Below are 20,629 nucleotides of genomic sequence, written 5' to 3' on the forward strand. Positions count from 1 at the left end.
TAGCAGATCAGCATGCCGCAGGTGACGCCGCGATGCACGAACAGCTTTGCCTCGGGACCGGGCGCCTTGAAGATCGAGCGCTCGTAATCGCCGTAGAGATGAGACTTGCGATAGACGACCGGCGCTGCACCGCCATCGACATAGACGGCGCTGTTGTAGACATCGTTGCCGTCACGCTCGGCAAAGCCGGCGATGAGCGCAATGCCCGTCTCAGACGAGATCGCCTTCAGACGCTGAACGATCGCCCCATCCGGCGCTTCGGCGAGTGCCGCCAGCGCCGCGCCGGCGCCGTAACCGGTGATGCCGAGTTCGGGCGTCAGGAGCAGTGTCGCCCCTTGGGCGGCAGCTTCTGCCGCAGCACGCGCGATCCGGTCGAGATTGGCGGCGACGTCGCCCGCCGCCGATTGCATCTGGAGGGCTGCGAGCTTCATCATTTACCATCCGACGACATGGCGCCAAGCAGCTTCGGCAGGTCGCCGAAGCGGGCGACGAGACCGAAGATCACCGCAGCGGTCGTGACGAACAGGATCGTCACCGAAGCCATGGTCGGCGTGTAGCCGTAACGGAGCGCATTGAAGATCTTGATCGGCAGCGTTTCCACCGTGAAGCCGACTGTCATGTAGGCAACGATATATTCGTTGAGCGACAGCACGAAAGCGAAGGCATAGCCGGAAACGATATAGGGCAGGATCAGCGGCAGCACGACGGTACGGAAGATCGTGCGCTCGTCGGCGCCCATGGTCGAGGCCGCCTCGACGAGAGATCGGTCGATCGAGGTGAAGCCGAGCGAAAGCGTCACCAGCGGCAGCGTCACGAAGAAGATCGCGTGGCTGACGACGGCCGTCCAGGGCTGGCCGTAAAAGCCGACCGTCGCCCAGAAGGTGAGCATGCCGAGCGCGGTGATGACCGGCGGCAGCGTGAACGGCGCCACACCGAGAAGCTGGAAGATGTTCGCCCAGGGTGCGATGCGCCGCCACAGGAACCAGGAGAGCGGCAGGGCGATCGCGACCGCAAGCGCTGCCGAAAGCACGGCCAGCGTCACCGAGGCAAAGAGGGCGTTGCGCCATTCCGGATTGAGGAAGATTTCGCCGTACCAGGAAAGCGAAAAGCCCTGCGGCGGAAAGGCAAGCGTCTGCTTCTCGTTGACGGAAACGCCGGCAACGACGATCAGCGGCAGCGCCAGGAACAGGCCGATCAGGAAGAAATAGGCCCTGCGGAACATCGAGATCATGCCGCTTCTCCCTTGCGTCCGGCAATCACGGTGAGCGCGACGAGGCCGAGCGTCACCAGCACGAGGAACACGGCCATGGCGGCGGCAAACGGCATGTTCGACTGGTAGATCGCCTGGTCGGTGATCAGCACCGACAGCGTCCAATGCTGCGGCCGGCCGAGAAGCTGCGGCAACAGATAGGAGCCGAGCGCGAAGATGAAGACCATGATCAGCGTGGCGGTGATGGTGTTGCGCAGCGCTGGCACGACCACGGTGAAGAAGGCCTTCAGCGGCGATGCGCCGAGTGTGCGCGCCGCCTCCGTCAGCGTCGGATCGAGACGGACGAGCGCCGGGAAAAGCACCAGGACCGTATAGGGAAAGGCCTGGTAGACCATGCCGGTCAAAACCGCGCCGAAGCTCGGCGTCAAGGCCTTGGCCTGCTCCATGATGCCGAGCGCGACCAGGATATTGGTGATCCCTGCGGTGCGCGAAAACAGCGTCGACCAAGCAAAGCCGATGATCACTTCCGAGAGCGACAGGATCGACAGTAGCGCCACCAGCCAGAAGACCTGCACTTTGCGCGCCATGCGCGTCAGCATGTAAGTGAAGGGCAAGGCGAGCACGACGCAGCAGATGGCAACGATGACGGCCAACATCAGCGAAAAGCCGAGCACGCCGCCGAAAAAGACCGAGAGGAAACGGGCGTAATTGTCGAAGACGAAGGCCGGCGTATAAAAGCCGCCCTGCTGGCGCTGAAAGAAGCTGACGGCGATCATCGTGCCGAAGGGCACAACGAAGAAGATCGTTAGCATCGCTGCGGGAAAGAGAAGCGGCAGATAGTCGCCGAGGGTCTGGGGCGGTTCGCGTCTCATTTCTTCAGCACCACGCAGACATCGGGGGTGAGCGCGATGCCGACCTCCTGGCCGACCGAGACGTCGGGCCGGGCGCGCGGCGTGGAGACGGCGACGATCTGGCGGCCGGCGATATCGAGGAAGGTTTCGATCGTGCCGCCGAGATCGCGCACGAAGGTAACTTTGCCGGTGAGCGCGCCGGCGCCGGGCGCGGTCAGATGCACGTCTTCCGGGCGCACCGAGAGCGTGCCCTTGTTGGCTCCTGTCGGCAAGGCAAGGCCCGGCACCACGTGGCCGAGCACTTCGGCGCGACCGGTGCTGTCGGCCTGAACGTCGAGCAGGTTGGTCTGGCCGATGAAGTCGGCGACGAAGCTGTCGGCCGGGCGGCGATAGATTTCGATCGGCGACGCGGCCTGGCGGATCTCGCCGCCGCTCATGACGACGACGGTGTCGGCCATGGTCATCGCTTCGCGCTGGTCGTGGGTAACGACGATGGTGGTGATGCCGAGCTTCTGCTGCAGCTGGCGCAATTCCACCTGCATCGCTTCGCGCAGCTTGGCGTCAAGCGCCGACAGCGGCTCGTCGAGCAGGAACAGTTTCGGCGAGATCGACAGTGCACGTGCGATCGCCACCCGCTGGCGCTGGCCGCCGGAAAGCTTGGCAACGGGACGGTCGGCGTAGCCGGAGAGATGGATCATCGCCAGCAGCTCGTCGACGCGCTTCTTCTGGTCTTCCTTTGCCGCACCGCGAATGCGCAAGGGGTAGGCGATGTTCTCACCGACGGTCAGATGCGGAAACAGCGCCAGCGACTGGAACACCATGCCGAGATTGCGCTTATGCGTCGGCACGCGGGTGATGTCCTCGCCGTCGAGCCGGATCGCCCCGCCGGTCGGCAGATCGAGGCCGGCGATCATCCGCAGCAATGTGGTCTTGCCGCAACCGGAGGGGCCGAGCATGCAGACGAAGGTGCCGTGCGGCACGGTCAGGTCGACATTGTTGACGGCCCTGAAGGCTCCGAATTCCTTGACGACGTTTTGAAGGGCAAGTCCGGACATTGTTTCTCCGCGGAATGGTCCCCTCCTCCTCATGGGAAGGGTTCAGGCGGGGAGCGCCGAAAGGCCCTCCCCGTCGTTAAGTCCAGTTCTTCCTCGAAGGTCGAGGAAGGTCGTCGATCAGGCTCAGCCGACGATCAGCTCGGTCCACTTCTGGTTCAGCCAATCCGACTTCGTCTGGTAGAGGTCGTAGCGCGGAATGATCGGCTCGATGTCGGACGAGACGGCTGCGAACTCCTTGTCGGTGAGATCCGTGACTTCGCGCTTGACGGTCGGCGACGTCCCGACCTTACGCGACAGCGTCGCCTGGATCGAGGGCTGGCACATGTAGTCGATGAAGATATGGGCCTCTTCCGACTTCTGCGAGGCGCGCGACAGCGCCCAGCAACCGGAATCCTGGATGCCGCCTTCCTTCGGGAAGGTGGAGCGGACAGGATGACCGTCGGCCGCCGCAAGGCCGGTCACGTCGTGATAGTACTGGCCCATCGGGATTTCGCCCGACTTCAGCGACTGCTCGAACTGCGCTTCGTCGCGGTACCAGAGGCGGACGTTCGGCTTGACCTCGGCCAGCTTGTCGAAGGCCTTCAACAAGCCCTCTTCCGTGTCGAGCGCATTGGTGCCGCCCATGAAGGTCTTGGCCGTCACTTCGAGCAGGAACGAGTTGGAAACGAGCGCCAGCAGGCCGAGCTTGTCAGCGTTCGCCGGATCCCAGAAGGCAGACCAGGAGGTCGGTGCTTCCTTGTAGACGTCGGTGTTGGTCACCAGCGTGATGTACCAGGAGACGGCGCCGATGCCGGCGATGCGGCCATCCGGATACTTGTTGACGAAGCGGTCGAGCAGGTTCGACGCGTTCTTGATCTTCGCCGTATCGAGTGGCGTCCAAAGATCGGTCGACTGACCCTTCAGCATCGCCACCTGCGACATCATCGAGACGTCGGCCGGGGCCTGGCCGGCGCGGGCGGCCTGCTCGAGCTGGACGAGCCAGGCTTCACCGGTCGGCTCTGCGATCGATTCGACGGCAATGCCCGTCGCCTTGGTGAATTCCGGGAAGATGTTCTTGTCGAACGAGGTTTTGAAATAGCCGCCGTAGACGCCGACCTTCAGCGATTTGTCCTGCGCTCTCAGGATCGACGGCATCGCCAGCATGGAAGCGCCGGCGAGGCCGGCACCGAGCAGCGTCCGTCGCTTGATGGAAGTGGTGATCATCATCTGTCTCCTTTGTTCCGGCGGTGATCCGCCTGTTCCCTGTTCTGTTTGATTTCTTGCATATTTTCAGTCTCAGTGCGCGGGTGATTTGCGCTCCAACATCCGTGCATATTGTGTCAGCGGATAACACAGCACGAAGAAGATGACTGCCACCAGCCCATAGACCGTGAAAGGTTCGAAGGTGGCATTATTGATCGCATTCGCGGTTCTGAGAAGCTCTTCGAAACCGATGATCGAGGTGAGCGCCGTGCTCTTGATGAGCTGCACGAGAAAGCCGACGGCCGCCGGCCGGGTGATAGCGAAGGCCTGCGGCAGGATGACGAGCCGCAGTTCCTGCAGGCGATGAAGCCCCAGGCTCGCCCCGGCATCCCATTGGCCGCGCGGCAATGCCTCAACGCCGCTGCGCCAGATCTCGGCAAGATAGGCGCTGGCATAGAAGGTGAGCCCGAGGGCCGCCGCCGTCCACGGCTCGATCCGGAAGCCCAGCATCGGCAGACCGAAGAACATCAAGAACAGCTGCATCAAAAGCGGCGTGCCCTGGAAGAGCGCGATGTAACCGGAACCGAGGCGGCGTGGCCAGCGGCGCTCGGAGATGCGCGCAGCCAGGATCATCAGTCCTACCGCAGCCCCACCGGCAAAAGCGACAACCGACAGGAGGATCGTCCACCGCGTGGCGAAGATCAGGTTGCGCAGGATGTCCCAAAAGGTGAATTCGATCATGACACGTCTGCTCCAAGCGCCCGCCTGCCACCGGCAACGAAGAGCCGCCGGATCGCCATCGACAGGGCGAGATAGATCAGCGTGACGACGAAGTAAGTCTCGAATGAGCGGAAGGTCCGGGCCTGAAGCAAGTCCGCCTCGTGCGCCAGCTCCCGCACCGCGATCTGCGAGACAACGGCTGATTCCAGCATCATGATGATCACCTGGCTGGTGAGCGCCGGAAAGATCACCTTCAGCGCCTGCGGCAGGATGATCTTGACGAAGACCTGACGGGGCTTGAGCCCAAGCGCAAAGGCCGCCTCGCTCTGCCCCTTCGGTACGGCGTCAAGACCTGCGCCGACGATCTCGGTCGTATAGGCGGCCATGTTGAGCGTCATCGCCAGAATGGCCGCGACGATCGGGTCTAGCCGGATGCCGAGGCTCGGCAGTCCGAAATAGATGAAGAACAGCTGCACCAGAAACGGCGTGTTCCTGACGACTTCGACATAGACGGCCACGGCCTTGCGCAGCACCGAGTAGCGGCTGCGACGGGCGGCGGCAAAGAGAATGCTGATCAGGATGCCTAGCACGGTCGTGCAGGCGATCAGGAACACGGTCATGGCCGCGCCATGGGCGATCGCGCCCGCGGCGTCCTTGAGCCAACCGAAGCTGAGGCCGTAGCCCATCGTCGCGCCTCCCCAGAGGTCCGCGAGAAGCTCAGGCTCCTCGCGGCCGTCAGGCTCTTGTTAGTCCTTGAGGTTCTCGGGGTTGAGCGGCGTCTTCAGCCAGGCTTCGGAGCTCGCGTTCAACTTGCCGTCCGAGAGCATTTTGGCGACGGAGTCATTGACCGCCTTCTTCAGGCCTTCCTCGCTCTTGTTGAGACCGATATGCGACGGTGAGGTCAGAAGCTGGAATTTCTGTTCCGGCCTCAGCGCCTCCTGGCGAGCCAGCACCTGTGCGCCGACGTCGTTGCCGACGACCATCAGTTGCGTCTGGCCGGAAATGAAGGCCTGGATCACCGCATTGTAGTTGTCGAAGCGCTGGATGTCGGCATTGGCCGGCGCTGCCTCGGTGAGCGAGGTGTCTTCCAAGGTGCCACGGTTGACGGCGATGGTCTTCTCCGCAAGGTCTTCCTTGCCGGCGACCTTCAGTTCCGCCGGGCCGATGACGGCAATGTAGTAAGGCGCATAGGCAGCAGCGAAATCGATCACCTCGGCGCGCTCCTTGGAGAAGCCGACGCTCATCAGGATATCGACGCGCTTGTCGTTGAGATAGGGAATGCGGTTCTGGCCGGTGACGCTGACGAGGTTCAGCTTGACGCCGAGGTCATCGGCGATCTGCTGGGCCACGTCGACATCGTAGCCCTTGATGCTCATGTCGGCGCTGGCAGACGAGAACGGCGGGAAGTCGGAGAAGATGCCGACATTGATCTGGCCGGCGGACTTGATATCGGCGAGCGCATCGGCCTTGGCGATGCCGGCGGCTGCACCGAGCATCAGGGCAGCGGCGAATGCTGTCTTCAGTTTTGCATGGATCGTCATGGTAATTCCCCTACCCGGAAGCTTTGTGATTGTGCAGTCTGGTGGTCGACCGCCGGTTCCGGTCCGGCAGCCGACAAACATTTTTCCGGGCGTCAGGCGGACTTGCCTGTGATCGCCGGGCTGAAGACCATGAGGCTCAGGATTTCGAAGAGCACCTGGGCGCCGGCATGGGCGGTATTGGTGGTCGAGTCGTATTGCGGCGCCACTTCCACGACGTCGCCGCCGACCAGATTGACTCCCTTGAGGCCGCGGATCAATTCCAGCACTTCGCGGGTCGTGAGGCCACCCACTTCCGGCGTCCCGGTGCCCGGAGCGAAAGACGGATCGAGGCTGTCGATGTCGAAGGAGAGATAGGTCGGGCCATCGCCGACGATCTTCTTCGCCTTCTCGATGATCGCGGGAATGCCGAGACCGGTCACTTCTTCCGCATGGATGACCGTCATGCCGGACTCGTAGGAGAACTCCCAGAGATATTCGGCCGAGCCGCGAATGCCGATCTGCACGACGCGAGTCGGGTCGAGCACACCGTCGAGCACCGCGTTGCGGAACGGACCGCCGTGGTGGAACTTGGTGAGGTCGTAGGCGCCGCCGGTGTCGCAATGGGCGTCGATATGGATCATGCCGACGGCGCGCTTCTTGCCGACTGCCTTGAGGATCGGATGGGTGATCGAGTGGTCGCCGCCGACCGAGAGCGGCAGCACGCCGGCTTCGACGATCTGGTTGATGCGCTTCTCGATATCCTCGTGGCTGAGTTCCAGCCGGTAGCGGCTCTGGAACGGCACGTCGCCGATATCGGCGACCCGCAGTTCCTGCACCGGCGTGCAGCCGAGCACGTGGTTGTAGGGGCCGATACGCTCGATCGAACGCAGCGCCCGCGGTCCGAAACGCGAGCCCGGACGGTTGGTGACGCCGAGATCCATCGGAATGCCGACGATCGCCACCTGCAGATTGCCAAAGTCCGGGTTTTCTGCATCGACGGGCATGTGCGGCGCCGTCAGGAAGGTCGGGATGCCGGAATAGGGTGCGAGACGCGTGCCGCTCTTGTTGAAGATCTTGTCGGCAACCTTGCGGAAGGTCGGATCGAACAGTTCGCCGCCGTGGCTTTCGCCGTACTTCGCCTTCAATTCGGCAAGCTTGTTGTTGTCCCAGGCCATCCGTTCAATCCTCCGTCATGAATAGCCCGAGGCATGCGCGTGAAGCGCCACAGATATCTGTCTGCGGATGGGGCCGGCTCGTCCGGCGCGATCATGTTCCCCAGGCGTTTTCGCCTTTGTTGATGAACATTAGGCGGTAATTCGACTAGAAAATCAATTGACATTGTTATAGCGTTTCGTGTGAGAAAAATTCACATAACTGTAACCGCCGGAACGCCCAGATTTGTCCAGCCGCCTGCCCCCGCTCAACCCCTTGCGTGCCTTCGAAGCGACGGCGCGGCGGGGCTCCGTGTCGGCTGCGGCGCGCGAGCTGAACGTTACCCACGGTGCGATCAGCCACCAGATCCGGGCGCTCGAACTCTCGGTCAAGGCGGCGCTGTTCGAGCGCGGCGGCAAGCGGCTGAAACTGACGCCGCAGGGCGCGCTGCTGCTGCCGGCGGTCACCCATGCTTTCGCCGAGATCGCCGCGGCGACGGCGGCAATGACGCGGCCGACGACGAGCGGCGAACTCCGCATCACCTGCGTCCCGGCGCTGCTTTCCTTCTGGCTGATTCCGCGGCTGCACCTCTTTACCGAGCAATATCCGGACGTGCGCCTGACGCTGATCGCCTCCAACGACGAAGCCTATCTGCACTCGCCCGATGTCGACGTCTGCCTGATCTACGGCGACGGCAACTGGTCCGGTGCCTGGGCCAAGCTCTGGAGCCGTCTCGAACTTTTCCCGGTCGTAAGCCCGACGCTCGTCAACATGCGGCCCTTGCGTTCCGTCCGGGATCTGCGCGACCACGTGATGCTGCATGGCGACGATGGACGCGAGTGGAACACCTGGCTCGCAGCGGCGGATGCCAGCGACCTGCAGCGCGGCCAGCAGCATTTCATGAGCGATGCGCGGCTTTCAACCGAAGCGGCGCTGCACAACCAGGGCGTCGCGCTCGGCGACACCATCACCGCCGGCAGCCTCATCGCGCGCGGCGAACTGATCGCCCCTTTCGACCTGACGGTGCCCGCCAACGACGCCTTCTTCGTCGCCTGCCGCAATGAAGTGCTGGCCGCACCGATCGTGCGCATCTTCATCGACTGGATGTTTGCGACGCTCGAAAGCGACCCGATGCCCGAGCTCCAGACGTCAGCGCGCACGATTATTCGCAGCCGGACCTCGAAATCCGAGCCAACTGATCGTAAATCGAAGCCGGACGGCTTTCAGCCGGTCTCGGCGCCAAGCCGCGATCGCCGCTCAGATCGTCCGCTGAAACCTAAAGCCAAGGCCTGAAGCGGGAGGAGGAAAAGTGTATACGATGTTCGCCCGCATCCCGCTTGAAACTATCTAACGCAGGAACTCCCGCCATGCCGCATTTCAACCCGCTCGTCGAAAAGCTCTCGCCGCCGCCCGTGCCCTCGGTGCTGGCCTGGGCGAAATCCTACGACGGCTCCCGTGGCCCGCTGATCGACCTGTCGCAGGCGGTGCCCGGCTATCCCGCCCATCCGGACATGCTGGCCTGGCTCGGCGAAGCTGCCGCCTCCACTGCCTATACCGGCTATGGCGCGATCGAGGGCGAAGCGGTGCTGCGTGACGCCTATGCGGCCCATGTCGCCGGGCTCTATGGTGCCGTGATCACGGCCGACAACATCCATATCACCTCGGGCTGCAACCAGGCCTTCATCTGCACGGCAATGGCTATTGCCGGCGCGGGCGACACGATCCTGATGACCAACCCCTACTACTTCAACCAGGAAACGACGCTTTCGATGCTCGGCATCCATGTCGAGCTCGTGCCCTGCGACGCCGGCGCAGGCTTCCTGCCGGAGGTCGACGCGATCGCTGCAGCGCTTCGCCCCGGCATCCGCGCACTCGCGCTCGTCTCGCCCAACAACCCGACCGGTGCCGTTTATCCGCCGGAGCTGCTTGGCCGCATTTACGAGGCTTGCCGCGGCAAGGGCGTCTGGCTGATCCTCGACGAGACCTATCGCGACTTCCTGCCCGACGCGTCTGCCGCCCCGCATGGCCTGCTTTCAGCCGAAGGCTGGCAGGAAAGCTTCATCGGCCTCTACAGCTTCTCGAAATCCTTCTGCATTCCCGGTCATCGCCTGGGCGCGATCACCGCCGGCCCTGCCGTCATCGAGCAGGTGACGAAGATCATGGACAACCTGCAGATCTGCGCGCCGCGCTCGGCCCAGGCCGCGGTCGCGAAGGCAATCCCGGCTCTTGCCGACTGGCGTCAGACGAACCGCGCCGAAATCGCGGCACGAGCCGATGCGCTGCGCGACGTCATGAGCCGCCTGCCGAAGTGGAAGCTGCAGGCGGTCGGCGCCTATTTCGCCTATGTCCGCCACCCCTTCCCGGATATCGACTCGCAGTTCATCGCAGAGAAGCTGGCCAAGCTCGCCGGCGTCGTCTGCCTGCCCGGCGACTATTTCGGCGAAGGCCAGGAGAACTACCTGCGCTTTGCCTTCGCCAATGCCGACGCCGAAACGATCCGCAAGCTTGAAGAGCGGCTGGCGAACTTCACGCCGCCCGGCCTTTGAGACTTGAAGTGACGCAGTTCCGGACGGGAAACCGTTTCACACTATTCGTGGAGTTGGTCTGAGCCCCGGAACTGCTCTGAGGAAAGCGCGCAGCGTTACCCGCGCCGCGCGATCAGGATGCCGACAAGCACGATGACGCCGCCGATCGCCTGCATCATGCCCACCGGCTCGGCAAGCAGGATCCAGGCGAGAATTGCCGCCACGACCGGCTGCAACAGCAAAGTCAGCGAGGAAAAGGCGGGCGGCAGATAGGCAAGCGCATAGGTGATCGCCACCTGCCCGCCGGCATGGCTGACAAAGGCGAGACCGAAGAGCATCGCCCACCCGAACGTCGTCGCCGGAAAGAGCGTCGGCTCGAACAGGACTGCCATCGGCAGCATGCAGATTGCTGCAGACGCCGTACTCCAGATCATGATGCGCACGGTGCTGAACAAGCTGCGCAGCCGCCCGATCGCCAGGATGTAGCCGGCATAGAACATGGCGGCGATGACAGCGATGCCGTCCCCCAGCAGATTGCCCTCACCGAGCGCCATCGGTCCACCCTTGAGGATCACCACGCCCGCAACCGCCGTGATGAGGCCTATGGCGAAGATGACGCTGACGCGCGAGCGAAACAAAAGCCAGCTCGTGAGCGTCACGAAAACGGGCGCCAGATTGGCAAGCAGCGTGGCGTTGGCGACCGAGGTCTTGCTGAGCGCGTAGTGCCAGGCGCCGAGATCGATGGCGAGAAACACGCCAGGAAGGATGAGCAACGCATATTCCGAGAGCTTTTCCGGTCGCCGCCCGCCGGCGCCCTCGGGGCGGAACCAGGTCCAGGCAAGAAGCGGAATCAATGCCAGAGCCACGCGCCAGAAGGCGGTCGCCATCGGCCCGACTTCCGACAGTCGCACGAAGATCGGCGAGCCGCCGATCGCAGCGCCGCCGATGAGAAGTGCTGCCATGGCAACGCGATTGTGGGCCGAGGAATGATGTGGGTGGGTCACGGGAGGCATCCGGAAGGGAGCAGTGGTCTGCTGCAGATCGTTGACGAGCTATCAGATGCCGGCTGCCGGTGACAGTCCTTGCGCGCCCAAGCCTGAAAGAAAAACGGCCGCCACAAGATTGCGGCGGCCGTCCTTCAGAGGATGTTGCGCTTTGCTCAGGCAGCGTCGGGAACGTGGACAGTCTTCACTTCCAGGAAGTCCTCAAGGCCGAACATGCCACCTTCGCGACCGTTGCCGGACTGCTTGTAGCCGCCGAATGGGCTGCCGTAGCGATGTGGCCCACCATTGATGTGCACCATGCCGGCGCGCAGGCGACCGGCAACACGCTCGGCCCGCTTGGGGTCACCCGTCTGCACGTAAGCCGCGAGACCGTAGTTGGTGTCGTTGGCGATCGCGATCGCTTCCTCCTCGGTATCGAAGGGAATGATGGCGAGTACCGGGCCGAAGACCTCCTCGCGGGCGATGCGCATCTCATTGTTGACATCGGCAAAGATCGTCGGCTTGACGAAGTAGCCGGTTTCGAAGCCCTCCGGCTTGCCGGCACCGCCGACGATGAGGCGCGCGCCCTCCGCAATGCCCACCTCGATCAGCGCCTGCACCCGGCCGAACTGGATGTGGCTGACGAGCGGACCGATGTGGTCGCCTTCCTGGGTGGGGTCGCCGACCTTCGCCTTGCGACCGACGCGCTTGGCGATCTCGACCACCTGGTCGTAAACGCTGCGCTCCACCAGCATTCGGGTCGGCGCGTCGCAGGACTGGCCGGAATTGTTGAAGCATTCGAGCACGCTGCCGGCAACGCGGTCTTCGAGATCCGCATCGGCAAAGACGATGTTCGGCGACTTGCCGCCAAGCTCCAGCGTCACGCGCTTGACGGTCTCGGCCGCATCCTTGCTGACGGCGATGCCGGCGCGGGTCGAGCCGGTGAACGACATCATGTCGATGTCCGGATGCTTTGAGAGTGCCGCACCGGCGTTGACACCGTCGCCGTTGACGAGGTTGAAGACACCGGCCGGGAAGCCCGCCTCATGCACCATCTCGGCGTAGAGCATAGCGTTGAGCGGCGTGAATTCACTGGGCTTCAAGACGCAGGTCGATCCCGTCGCCAATGCCGGCACCACCTTCAGCGCGATCTGATTGACCGGCCAGTTCCAGGGCGTGATCAGCCCGCAGACGCCGATCGGCTCGCGCAGGATGACGTCACCGTTCGGCAGCCGGTCACGGGTCTTCAGGCGCTTCAGCGCGTCGATGAAACCCTGCAGGTGGCCGATGCCGACATCGGCCTGCTGTTCGCGGGTCATGGTCTTCGGTGCGCCGAGCTCCATGGTGATGGTATCGACCATCTCGTCGTAGCGACGCTTGTAGACGGCGAGCAGCTTTTCGAGCAGCGCCAGCCGTTCCTCGACGCTGGTCCGGCTGTAGGTAGCAAAGGCCTTCTTGGCGGCCGCAACGGCCCGGTCGATGTCTGCGGCGGTGCCCATCGAGATCACCGCAACCGGCTTTTCCGTCGCCGGGTTCAGCACCTCGAGATCGTTTGCGACGATGGGATCCACCCAGGCGCCATTGATGTAGAACTTGCGTTTGTCGAGCATTCGCTCCTCCTTCCCGTCAGTTTGTCTTTTGCTTCTCCGCGAGCCAGTTCCGGATCAGCATGCGATAGCGCTCGCCGGAAAAGCTCGGAAAATGTCCGCCATGAACGATACGCGCGGGGATCGCGAGCAACCGTTCCATCGACGCCAGGTAGTCGTCGGCATTGGAATGATAGGTGTCCTCGATCAGAGGCCCGTCATAGAGAATGTCGCCCGAGAAGAGCACGCCGGTTTTCGCCTCCCAAAGCGCAATCCCGCCGGGCGAATGGCCGGGCGTATGGATCACCTCGAAGACCCGGTCGCCGAGATCGATATGGTCGCCGTCTTCCAAGAGCCGCGTCGCCGGCGCCGCCCTCACCGCATAGGTGGTGGAGGCGTAGGGTTCGGGCGGCAATGCGTCGAAGATCTCGTCGGCGACATAGGGATCGGCAAGCGTGTTCTTGCGGGTCGGATGCGCCAGCAGCTCCGCCTCGGCGGAATGCACGCAGCGGCACTCGAACTCGTGATGGCAGCCGATATGGTCGAAGTGGGTGTGGCTAGCGACGGCATCCAAGGCACGTTCGGTGACGAGCGGCACCCATTGCCTGAGTGACACGACGCCCATGCCGCTGTCGACGAGCATGTCGCGGTCACGGCCGCGCACATGCCAGATGTTGCAGCGGTAGAACTCCTGGATAAAGGGCTCGTCGATGATGGTGACGCCATCGTCGAGCCGTCTCACCCGGTACCAGTCCTTGGGGGCAATTCTCTGCATCGTGCTACGCGTGTCCACCTGTGGCGGGCAAAGCTACGACGTCGGTTGCGCGCACGGCAAGCGGCACAATCTCGCCCTCGCGCACGCTTGCCGATTGCGGCAGGTGTGCCACAAGCGCCCTCGTATCCGCAGCACAGGGCTGCAGGTGGCAACGATAGTGCGTGCCGAAAAAGGCGCTGCCGGCGACCCGCGCCTCTCCGAGCGTCACCGTCGGTCCCTCTGCCTTGTCGTCGGCGCGGAAATGCTCGGGCCGGATAGTCAGCATGATCCGGTCCCCGGCCTTCGGCGACGATGCGGTGAAATTGCCGGCCGGCAACGCCAGGCTGCCGAGTGGTGTTTCGACTTGGGCGGAGCTGGCATCCGCCGCCGCGACACGACCGGAAACGAAATTGACCTCGCCCATGAACCCCGCTGAAAACAGCGAGCGCGGGCGCATATAAATCTCAGACGGCGGGCCGAAATCCTCGATCCGCCCCTGGTTCATCACCACGATGCGGTCGGCGATCGCCATCGCCTCCTCCTGGTCGTGGGTGACGTGCACGAAAGTGGTCCCGACCCGCTTCTGGATCGCCTTCAGCTCATCCTGCATCTGGCGGCGAAGTTTCAGATCGAGCGCGCCGAGCGGTTCGTCGAGAAGCAGGACGTCCGGATCGACGGCCAGCGCGCGGGCGAGCGCCACGCGCTGACGCTGGCCGCCCGAAAGTTCATGCGGCCTTTTGCCGGCAGAGGCCTTCAGCCCGACGAGATCCAGAAAACCGAGCGCCTTTTCCTCGCGCTCGGCCTTGGCAAGTCCGCGCATCCTGAGCCCGAAGCCGACATTGTCGACGAGGCGCATATGCGGAAACAGCGCATAGTCCTGGAACATCGTGGTCGTCGGGCGCTTGGCCGGCGCGACATAGGTCATGTCCCTGCCGCCGATCGCCACGCGGCCCGTGCTTGGCGACTGAAAGCCGCCGAGGATGGACAGAAGCGTGGTCTTGCCGCAGCCCGACGGTCCGAGCAGGACGATGAACTCGCCCGCCCGGATATCGAGGGAAACGTTGTCGAGCGCCGTGAAGGCACCGAAGATCTTGCTGACGTTTTCGATCGAGACCGGCGCAGTCATTGTTTTTTCGTCCTTCCGAACAAAGAGAGCTCGAGGATGAGGAGAATGGCCACTGAGGCGAGGAACACCAGCGAGCCAATGGCATTGGTCTTGGGGTTGAGGCCGGAGCGCAGCATACTCCAGATCTCCACCGGCAGCGTCACGTCGAAGCGCGACAGCAGGAAGGCGATGATGAACTCGTCCCAGCTGAAAGTGACGGAGAGGAAGAAGGCGGCAAGGATCGAGGGCATCAGCATCGGCGCCGTCACCAACGCCATAACCTTGAAATCGCTGGCGCCAAGATCGCGCGCCGCCCGCTCGATGTTGATGTGGTGATCGCCCATCGAGGCATAGATGATGGCAAAGCAGAGCGGCAGGTTGATCACCACATGGCCGACGCCGACGGTCATCAGGGACAGCGGGATATGCAGCGCATTCATGAGTGACAGCAGGCCGAGCGCGATGATCAGGTAGCTGACCGTCATCGGCGCGATCAGCAGCCCCCTTTGCAGCGCCGAGCCCGGCAGCTTGTAGCGCGCCAGCGCATAGGCCGCGAGGAAACCAAGCAGCACCGAGATGGCCGAGGAGACGAGTGCCACGACCATCGAGTTGCCGAGAGCAGCCATCAGCTTGCGGTCGGCGAAAACCGCCTCGTACCATTGCAGCGAGAAGCCGTTGAACGGCGGCACCGGCAGACGGCCATCCTGGAAGGAGAAAAGCACCAGCACGGCGACCGGCAGGAAGATGAAGGCATAGACGAGGACGAGATAGGTCCAGGAGAGCACGCTTGCGGAGATCTGGCGCAGCATCGTCAGGCCCTCTCGATCTTCAACCAGCGGGCGCAGGCGACATAGGCGACGGTGACAGCGAGCATCAGGACGATCGACAGCGCCGCCGCCATCGGGAAGTCCGCCCGACGCCCGAGTTGCAGCATAATGATCTGCGGCAGCACCAGCTCGTTGTTGCCGCCGAGAATCTGCGGCGTCACGTAGTCGCCGATGCAGAGCACGAAGGTGAGGAAAGCGCCGGTCATGATGCCCGGCAGCGTCAAGGGCAGCACCACGTGCCAGAAAGTCTGGAACGCGTTGGCACCGAGGTCGGCCGCCGCGCGCCGGTAGTTCGGCGACAGCTGGATCAGGTTGGAATAGATCGTCAGCGTCAAAAGCATGACGAAGAAATGCACGAAGCCGATCACGGTCGCGGTGCGGGTGCTGGCCAGCGCCAGCGGTTCGGAGATCAGACCGATGTTCATGAACAACTGGTTGATCACGCCGTTCTTCGACAAGACCAGCAGCCAGGAATAGGAGCGCACCACATAGGAGGTCCAGAACGGCAGGATCGCCAGGATGAGCGCCATTCGCTGCAGCCGCTTCGGCACCCGCTCGGCGATGATCCAGGCGAGCGGATAGGCAAGCAGCACGGAAATCACGGTGACGATGACGGTGATTTCGAGCGAGTTGATCAATCCCCGGAACAGCGCGTTCTCGGAGAAGAAGCGGACGTAGTTGTCAAAGTTCCAGACATGGACGATGTCGCGCCCCTCCCGTTTCCAGAGGCTCATGGCCGCCATGAAGGCGAAGGGCACGACGAAGAAGGCGAGCGTCCACAGCAGCGCGGGCGCGACAAAGCCCCAGGCCTTGCGGCGTTCTGTATCTTCGAGCGCGGTCGCTGATATCAAAGCTGCGGAATCTGCCATTGCTGTCCCAGAATCAAGCGGTTACGGGCGAGCGACGAATATGGGCGGACGCAGGACGTATCGCACCCGCCCATCGGTTTACTGCTGCAGCATTTCCGTCCAGGCGTCCTGGAACTGCTGGTCGAGTTCGGACGACGGGATCGGGTAAAGCTGGGTCTTCTTCAGGTATTCCGCCTGCTGGTCGAAGCGCAGCGCCGCCTTCTGCTGGTCGGTCAGATGCTCGCCCGCCTTGGCATTGGCCGGCATCGCCCAGTAGCAGGACGACGTCGCAAGCCGCGCCTGCCCCTCCGGACTCACGATGTACTGGACGAACTTCAGCGCCAGATCCTGCTTGGTCGAATCCTTCATGACCCCGATCGATTGCGCCCAGCGCACGGCGCCCTGCTCGGGGATGGTCCAGTCGAGGTTCGGCTTGTCGGCCGAGAGAACCGCGGTGATCCATTCACCGCCGCCGACGAGGATGTCGACTTCGCCGGTCGCAAGGGCTGTCTGCGAGGAGACGACGTCGCTCACCTGCTTGGAGACCGCACGCATCGCCGCAAGTTTTTCCTTGATCGCCGGCATGTCGGCTTCGCTGAGCTCGGCAGTCTTCTTGCCGAGGCCAAGCCCGACGAGACCGATCATCGGCAGGTAATAGTCATAGAGCGCGATGCGGCCCTTGTACTTGTCCGACCAGATGATCGACAGGTCCTGCATGTCCTTCGGGTCGACCTTGGTCTTGTCGTAGGAAATCGTGTTGTAGCCAAACTTCTCGGTGACGGCGTAGATCTTGCCGTCCTTGGTGTTGTTCGCCTCCATGCGCACTTCCGGGAAGATGTCGGCGGTCGGCAGCGCATCGGCGGGCATTTCGGCAAGCAGATCGAGATCGATGGCGCGGTGCACGTCGACGCCATCGATGACGAGCACGTCCCAGTCACCCGGCTGCGACTGGTCGAGGATCGAGAGCCCCGCCCCAGTGCCCTCATAGACCTTGACGTTCACTTTGACGTCGTTGGCCTTTTCAAACGGTTCGAGAAGCGCAGGATCGGTGTGGTCGCACCAAACGAGCGCATTGAGCTCCTCTTGCGCGAAGACGGGCGCCGGTGCGGCAACCGTCGACAGCGCAGCAATCGCGATTGCGGCCGTGGAAGAGAAAAAACGGCGCAGGCGCGCACCGTCACGAACTGACTGCATCATGCTGTTGCCCTCTTGTTTTGACGCTCGTTTCGGCGTCTTCAAAAAAAGATTGAATGAATTCATTTTTTAAGTCAATCTCAATTTTGAACCAATTCATAATTCGGGGAAACACTGGAATGACGGGACTGCGCGCACGGCAAAAGGCCGATCGCAACAGGCGAATTCTCGACGCCGCCGCCGTGCTCTTTCGCGAAGTCGGCTATGACAGCGCGCGCATCGAGGACATTGCCGAGCGCGCCGAGATTTCGGTCGGAACCTTCTACAATTACTATGAAAACAAGGGCGACATCCTGCTCGCCACCGTGTCGATGGAAGTCGAGGAGGTGCTCGCGGGGGGCGGATCGATCGTCGACAATCCGCCGGCATCCGTCATGGGCGCCCTGGATGCCCTGATCGGCGAATATTACGACCACTCGCTCTACTATCTCAGCAAGGAGATGTGGCGGACGGCGATGGCGCTCGCCATCCAGCAGCCGGAGAGCCCTTTCAGCAAGCGCTATACGGATCTTGATCGCCGGCTCTGCGCGCAGGTTTCGACGCTGATCCGCAAGCTGCAGGCCAAGAGCGTCGTCGCGCCTGACGTCGATGCCGAGGCGGTCGGCGAGATGTTCTTCAACAATCTCAACATGATGTTCACCGAGTTCGCCAAGCGCGAAACCATGACGCTCGACGATCTCAAGGCCCGGGTCTCACGCCAGAACCGCCCGCTTGCGACGTTGATCGCGGCACGCTGACCGTCACCACAAACGAGCCGCGCTCGGCAAAAAGAGGGAACCCGATGTCAGATCTCGAACAGGCGGTGCTTGCGGCCGCTGACCGGCTTGTCGCCGCCTTTGCCCGGCACGATCGCGCCGCCTACTTCTCGGCCTTTGCGCCCAATGCCACCTTCATCTTCCATACGCTCGACCGGCCGCTGAAGAGCCGCGCCGAATACGAGGCAGAATGGTCGCTTTGGGAGGAACGGGATGGTTTTCGCGTCCATGCGTGCCGGTCGAGCGAGCGGAATGTCCAGAGCATGGGCGATGTCGCGGTCTTCACGCACCGCGTCGAGACGGAACTGGAATTCAATGGAGAACCGGCGACTGCCGACGAGCGGGAAACGATCGTTTTCGAGCGGGCGTCATCGGGAGATTGGCTCGCCGTGCATGAGCACCTGTCACGGCATGGCTGAAGGCTGGCCTCAGAAGGCGCCGACCACTACGGCGCTGACGAAGGAAAAGGCGGCAACGATGGCGATTGCGTGCGGGACCAGATGAACGTGTGAGCGGCGTTGCGGTGCCGTCCCGTAGATTGAATAGCGGGACTGGATCATCGGTTTCGCAGCGTTCATCGCGTCTCTCCGTTCCTGCGAGGGGCATCAGCCCATCGACTATCCTGTTCTCCTATATTCTCCATTGAGTTTGTAGATATTATTTTCCGCAAATTGCACAGATCGTAAAAAAATCAGTTCAGCGGGCGGACGCCATCAATGCCGGTTGCGGTTGCGCTCCTTCAGATGCTTCGACCAGCTCTCGCTGAACCACGGCGTCAGCAGCGAAACGTCGGATGCGCGGTGCGAGCGCGTCAACGCGCTGTCCACTTCGACGCAGGTCCAGACCGTAAACGCGGTCAGCTCATGCTTGCCGAACGTCTGAATCAGCGGAATGTCTGCCGCATCGCGACCCCGGGCAACGGCGATGCGGCCAGCCCGCCGCTGGTTGTTCTTGGCGTCGAAGGTGTGCCACCGGTCGCCGAGGAAGACTTCGAACCAGGCGTTGAAATCCATCGGCGCCGGATTTTCGCTTTTCGGAACGTCGGCCATGTAACCGTTCACATAGCGCGCCGGCATGTTCATGCAGCGGCAGAAGGTTATGGCGAGATGGGCATAGTCGCGGCTGACGCCGACGCGATCCTCATGAGCCTCGAGCGCCGTGCGCATCGCCTGGGCATAGCCATAGCTGAAGACCAGTCGCTCGTGGACATAGTCCGAGATTGCCTGAACGCGATCCCATCCGGCCGGCACATCGCCGAAGAGCCGCCAGGCGAGCGCGCCCAGCCGGTCCGTTTCGCAGTAACGGCTGGCGGCAAGGTAGGGTAGCCACGCTGCCGGCAGATTTTCGACCGGGACCGCTCCCGCCAGGGGATCGGAGGCATCGAGCTTGCCGTCGTCCTCGATAACGGCATCATAGGAGAGCTTGAAGTCGCCTTCTGGCGCCGTCATCCGCAGGCAGGTGTTGCCGTGCGGATCGGTGATCTGTTCCATCTTCACCAGCGGCATGGACAGCGGGCCATGCTCGCGACAAAGGGTACCCCGTCGCTCCGGCACGACGGAAAGATAGGTCATCATCGGAGTCGGCTGCGGACAACGAATGCCGATTTCATAGCCAAAGCGCACGAACATCTCAGACCTCCAAGATCGATGGGGAACGGTCGGCTCCCCCTCTGCCCTGCCCGCCCAGAAAACGCAGGCCTTCCTTGGTATCCGTATACGAAGGGAACCGCGCAGGCGGCCCTCCGATGCAAGCAAATGCATGCAGGCTGCGCCCTTCGGCGGGCGCGCCGATGTTGATGGGCCGATACTAGCGCATCAGGCAACCGGACGGTATCGCGTCAGGCGCGAAAACGACGCTCGGCCCACGCGCGACACCGTCCTTGCGGCAGAGGATAGCGGCCGACCACCTATAGCCCGACGGCATCCTTGAACTGGTACCACCAGGAACCGATCGTCGAATATTGCGCGCGGAACATGCGCCCTCCCGGGAACGGATACCAGGGCAGTTTCTCGAAGACGTCGTAGCGGGTCGTATCGCCATCGATCGCCTCGGCGAGCGTGCGGCCGAAGAGATGCGAGCCGGTGACGCCGTGGCCGCTGTAGCCGTGGGCAAAATAGGTGTTGGAGCCGATGCGGCCCATCTGCGGCACGCGGGTGAAGGAGAGCGCAAAATTGCCGCTCCAGGCATAGTCTATCTTCACGCCCTTGAGTTCTGGGAACACCTTTTCGAGATTGGGCTTGAGCTTGGCGACCACATCAGCCGGATCGGTACCGCCATAAACGGTGCCGCCGCCGAAGATCATGCGCTTGTCGGCGGACAGGCGGAAATAATCGAGAATGTAGCGTACGTCCTCGACGCACAT

The 20,629-nt window shown here is 62.9% G+C and carries 23 protein-coding genes; 4 read left to right on the forward strand and 19 right to left on the reverse strand.

Annotated features, from left to right (window positions below):
• From I8N66_RS26530 to speB, 9 genes are all read right to left on the reverse strand, one after another.
• Positions 1-434 (reverse strand): nitrilase-related carbon-nitrogen hydrolase (locus tag I8N66_RS26530; protein WP_291160188.1); only part of this gene is annotated, 434 nt, incomplete at its 3' end.
• Positions 431-1,231, reverse strand: coding sequence for an ABC transporter permease (locus I8N66_RS26535; protein ID WP_223725309.1), 801 nt, complete (start codon positions 1,229-1,231; stop codon positions 431-433). The genes I8N66_RS26535 and I8N66_RS26530, both read right to left, overlap by 4 nt.
• Positions 1,228-2,082: an ABC transporter permease gene (locus I8N66_RS26540; protein ID WP_291160192.1), complete on the reverse strand. Its 855-nt coding sequence runs from the start codon at positions 2,080-2,082 to the stop codon at positions 1,228-1,230. Before I8N66_RS26540 ends, I8N66_RS26535 begins: the two co-directional genes overlap by 4 nt.
• Positions 2,079-3,116, reverse strand: a complete 1,038-nt coding sequence (locus I8N66_RS26545) for an ABC transporter ATP-binding protein (RefSeq protein ID WP_291160194.1) — start codon at positions 3,114-3,116, stop codon at positions 2,079-2,081. The genes I8N66_RS26540 and I8N66_RS26545 overlap by 4 nt, the downstream gene beginning before the upstream one ends.
• A gap of 123 nt (positions 3,117-3,239) precedes the next feature.
• Positions 3,240-4,319, reverse strand: coding sequence for an ABC transporter substrate-binding protein (locus I8N66_RS26550; RefSeq protein ID WP_113539234.1), 1,080 nt, complete (start codon positions 4,317-4,319; stop codon positions 3,240-3,242).
• A 72-nt stretch (positions 4,320-4,391) separates the two neighbouring features.
• Positions 4,392-5,039: an amino acid ABC transporter permease gene (locus tag I8N66_RS26555; protein ID WP_113539208.1), complete on the reverse strand. Its 648-nt coding sequence runs from the start codon at positions 5,037-5,039 to the stop codon at positions 4,392-4,394.
• Entirely contained in the window at positions 5,036-5,704 is a 669-nt protein-coding gene (locus I8N66_RS26560; protein ID WP_291160199.1) for an amino acid ABC transporter permease, read from the reverse strand. Before I8N66_RS26560 ends, I8N66_RS26555 begins: the two co-directional genes overlap by 4 nt.
• A gap of 60 nt (positions 5,705-5,764) precedes the next feature.
• Positions 5,765-6,559: a transporter substrate-binding domain-containing protein gene (locus I8N66_RS26565; RefSeq protein ID WP_291160201.1), complete on the reverse strand. Its 795-nt coding sequence runs from the start codon at positions 6,557-6,559 to the stop codon at positions 5,765-5,767.
• A gap of 92 nt (positions 6,560-6,651) precedes the next feature.
• Positions 6,652-7,713: an agmatinase gene (gene speB, locus I8N66_RS26570; protein ID WP_291160204.1), complete on the reverse strand. Its 1,062-nt coding sequence runs from the start codon at positions 7,711-7,713 to the stop codon at positions 6,652-6,654.
• A 223-nt stretch (positions 7,714-7,936) separates the two neighbouring features.
• Here speB and I8N66_RS26575 point away from each other — a divergent pair, with 223 nt between their 5' ends.
• Entirely contained in the window at positions 7,937-8,983 is a 1,047-nt protein-coding gene (locus I8N66_RS26575; RefSeq protein ID WP_291160207.1) for a LysR substrate-binding domain-containing protein, read from the forward strand.
• Positions 8,984-9,057: 74 nt separating this feature from the next.
• Positions 9,058-10,236 carry an aminotransferase gene (locus I8N66_RS26580; RefSeq protein WP_291160210.1) on the forward strand — a complete coding sequence of 393 codons (1,179 nt, stop codon included), beginning with the start codon at positions 9,058-9,060 and terminating at the stop codon, positions 10,234-10,236.
• 95 nt (positions 10,237-10,331) lie between these two features.
• On the opposite strand, the gene I8N66_RS26585 is transcribed toward I8N66_RS26580, so the two are convergent.
• The 7 genes from I8N66_RS26585 to I8N66_RS26615 all read right to left on the reverse strand — a co-directional run bounded on the left by I8N66_RS26585 (position 10,332) and on the right by I8N66_RS26615 (position 17,515).
• The gene (locus I8N66_RS26585) at positions 10,332-11,177 is read right to left on the reverse strand and encodes a DMT family transporter (RefSeq protein WP_113539233.1); all 846 of its coding nucleotides are present in this window, start codon (positions 11,175-11,177) and stop codon (positions 10,332-10,334) included.
• Between the two features lie 197 nt (positions 11,178-11,374).
• Positions 11,375-12,808 (reverse strand): aldehyde dehydrogenase family protein, encoded by a 1,434-nt coding sequence (locus tag I8N66_RS26590; RefSeq protein ID WP_113539202.1) that lies wholly within the window; start codon positions 12,806-12,808, stop codon positions 11,375-11,377.
• A 16-nt stretch (positions 12,809-12,824) separates the two neighbouring features.
• A complete protein-coding gene (locus I8N66_RS26595; protein WP_113539201.1) occupies positions 12,825-13,559 on the reverse strand; it encodes an MBL fold metallo-hydrolase in 735 nt (244 codons plus the stop codon).
• Between the two features lie 4 nt (positions 13,560-13,563).
• Positions 13,564-14,664, reverse strand: coding sequence for an ABC transporter ATP-binding protein (locus I8N66_RS26600; RefSeq protein WP_291160215.1), 1,101 nt, complete (start codon positions 14,662-14,664; stop codon positions 13,564-13,566).
• Positions 14,661-15,452, reverse strand: coding sequence for an ABC transporter permease (locus I8N66_RS26605; RefSeq protein WP_291160219.1), 792 nt, complete (start codon positions 15,450-15,452; stop codon positions 14,661-14,663). Before I8N66_RS26605 ends, I8N66_RS26600 begins: the two co-directional genes overlap by 4 nt.
• Positions 15,453-15,454: 2 nt before the next feature.
• The gene (locus I8N66_RS26610) at positions 15,455-16,318 is read right to left on the reverse strand and encodes an ABC transporter permease (RefSeq protein ID WP_291160235.1); all 864 of its coding nucleotides are present in this window, start codon (positions 16,316-16,318) and stop codon (positions 15,455-15,457) included.
• Positions 16,319-16,417: 99 nt separating this feature from the next.
• Positions 16,418-17,515 carry an extracellular solute-binding protein gene (locus tag I8N66_RS26615; protein WP_291160222.1) on the reverse strand — a complete coding sequence of 366 codons (1,098 nt, stop codon included), beginning with the start codon at positions 17,513-17,515 and terminating at the stop codon, positions 16,418-16,420.
• Between the two features lie 116 nt (positions 17,516-17,631).
• Between I8N66_RS26615 and I8N66_RS26620 the strand changes: the two genes are divergently transcribed.
• Both I8N66_RS26620 and I8N66_RS26625 read left to right on the forward strand, forming a co-directional pair.
• Entirely contained in the window at positions 17,632-18,249 is a 618-nt protein-coding gene (locus I8N66_RS26620) for a TetR/AcrR family transcriptional regulator (RefSeq protein ID WP_113539197.1), read from the forward strand.
• A 44-nt stretch (positions 18,250-18,293) separates the two neighbouring features.
• On the forward strand, positions 18,294-18,686 hold the full coding sequence (locus I8N66_RS26625) for a nuclear transport factor 2 family protein (protein WP_113539196.1): 393 nt from the start codon (positions 18,294-18,296) through the stop codon (positions 18,684-18,686).
• A gap of 9 nt (positions 18,687-18,695) precedes the next feature.
• Here the strand turns inward: I8N66_RS26625 and I8N66_RS26630 are convergent, their stop codons facing one another.
• The 3 genes from I8N66_RS26630 to I8N66_RS26640 all read right to left on the reverse strand — a co-directional run.
• On the reverse strand, positions 18,696-18,845 hold the full coding sequence (locus I8N66_RS26630) for a hypothetical protein (RefSeq protein ID WP_223725322.1): 150 nt from the start codon (positions 18,843-18,845) through the stop codon (positions 18,696-18,698).
• A 135-nt stretch (positions 18,846-18,980) separates the two neighbouring features.
• Entirely contained in the window at positions 18,981-19,895 is a 915-nt protein-coding gene (locus I8N66_RS26635) for a transglutaminase family protein (protein ID WP_291160230.1), read from the reverse strand.
• A gap of 278 nt (positions 19,896-20,173) precedes the next feature.
• Positions 20,174-20,629: FAD-binding oxidoreductase (locus I8N66_RS26640; protein ID WP_291160232.1), on the reverse strand; the 456-nt coding region annotated here is incomplete at its 5' end.

It is taken from the genome of Ensifer sp. SSB1 (genome assembly GCF_016652895.1).
GTDB lineage: Bacteria > Pseudomonadota > Alphaproteobacteria > Rhizobiales > Rhizobiaceae > Ensifer.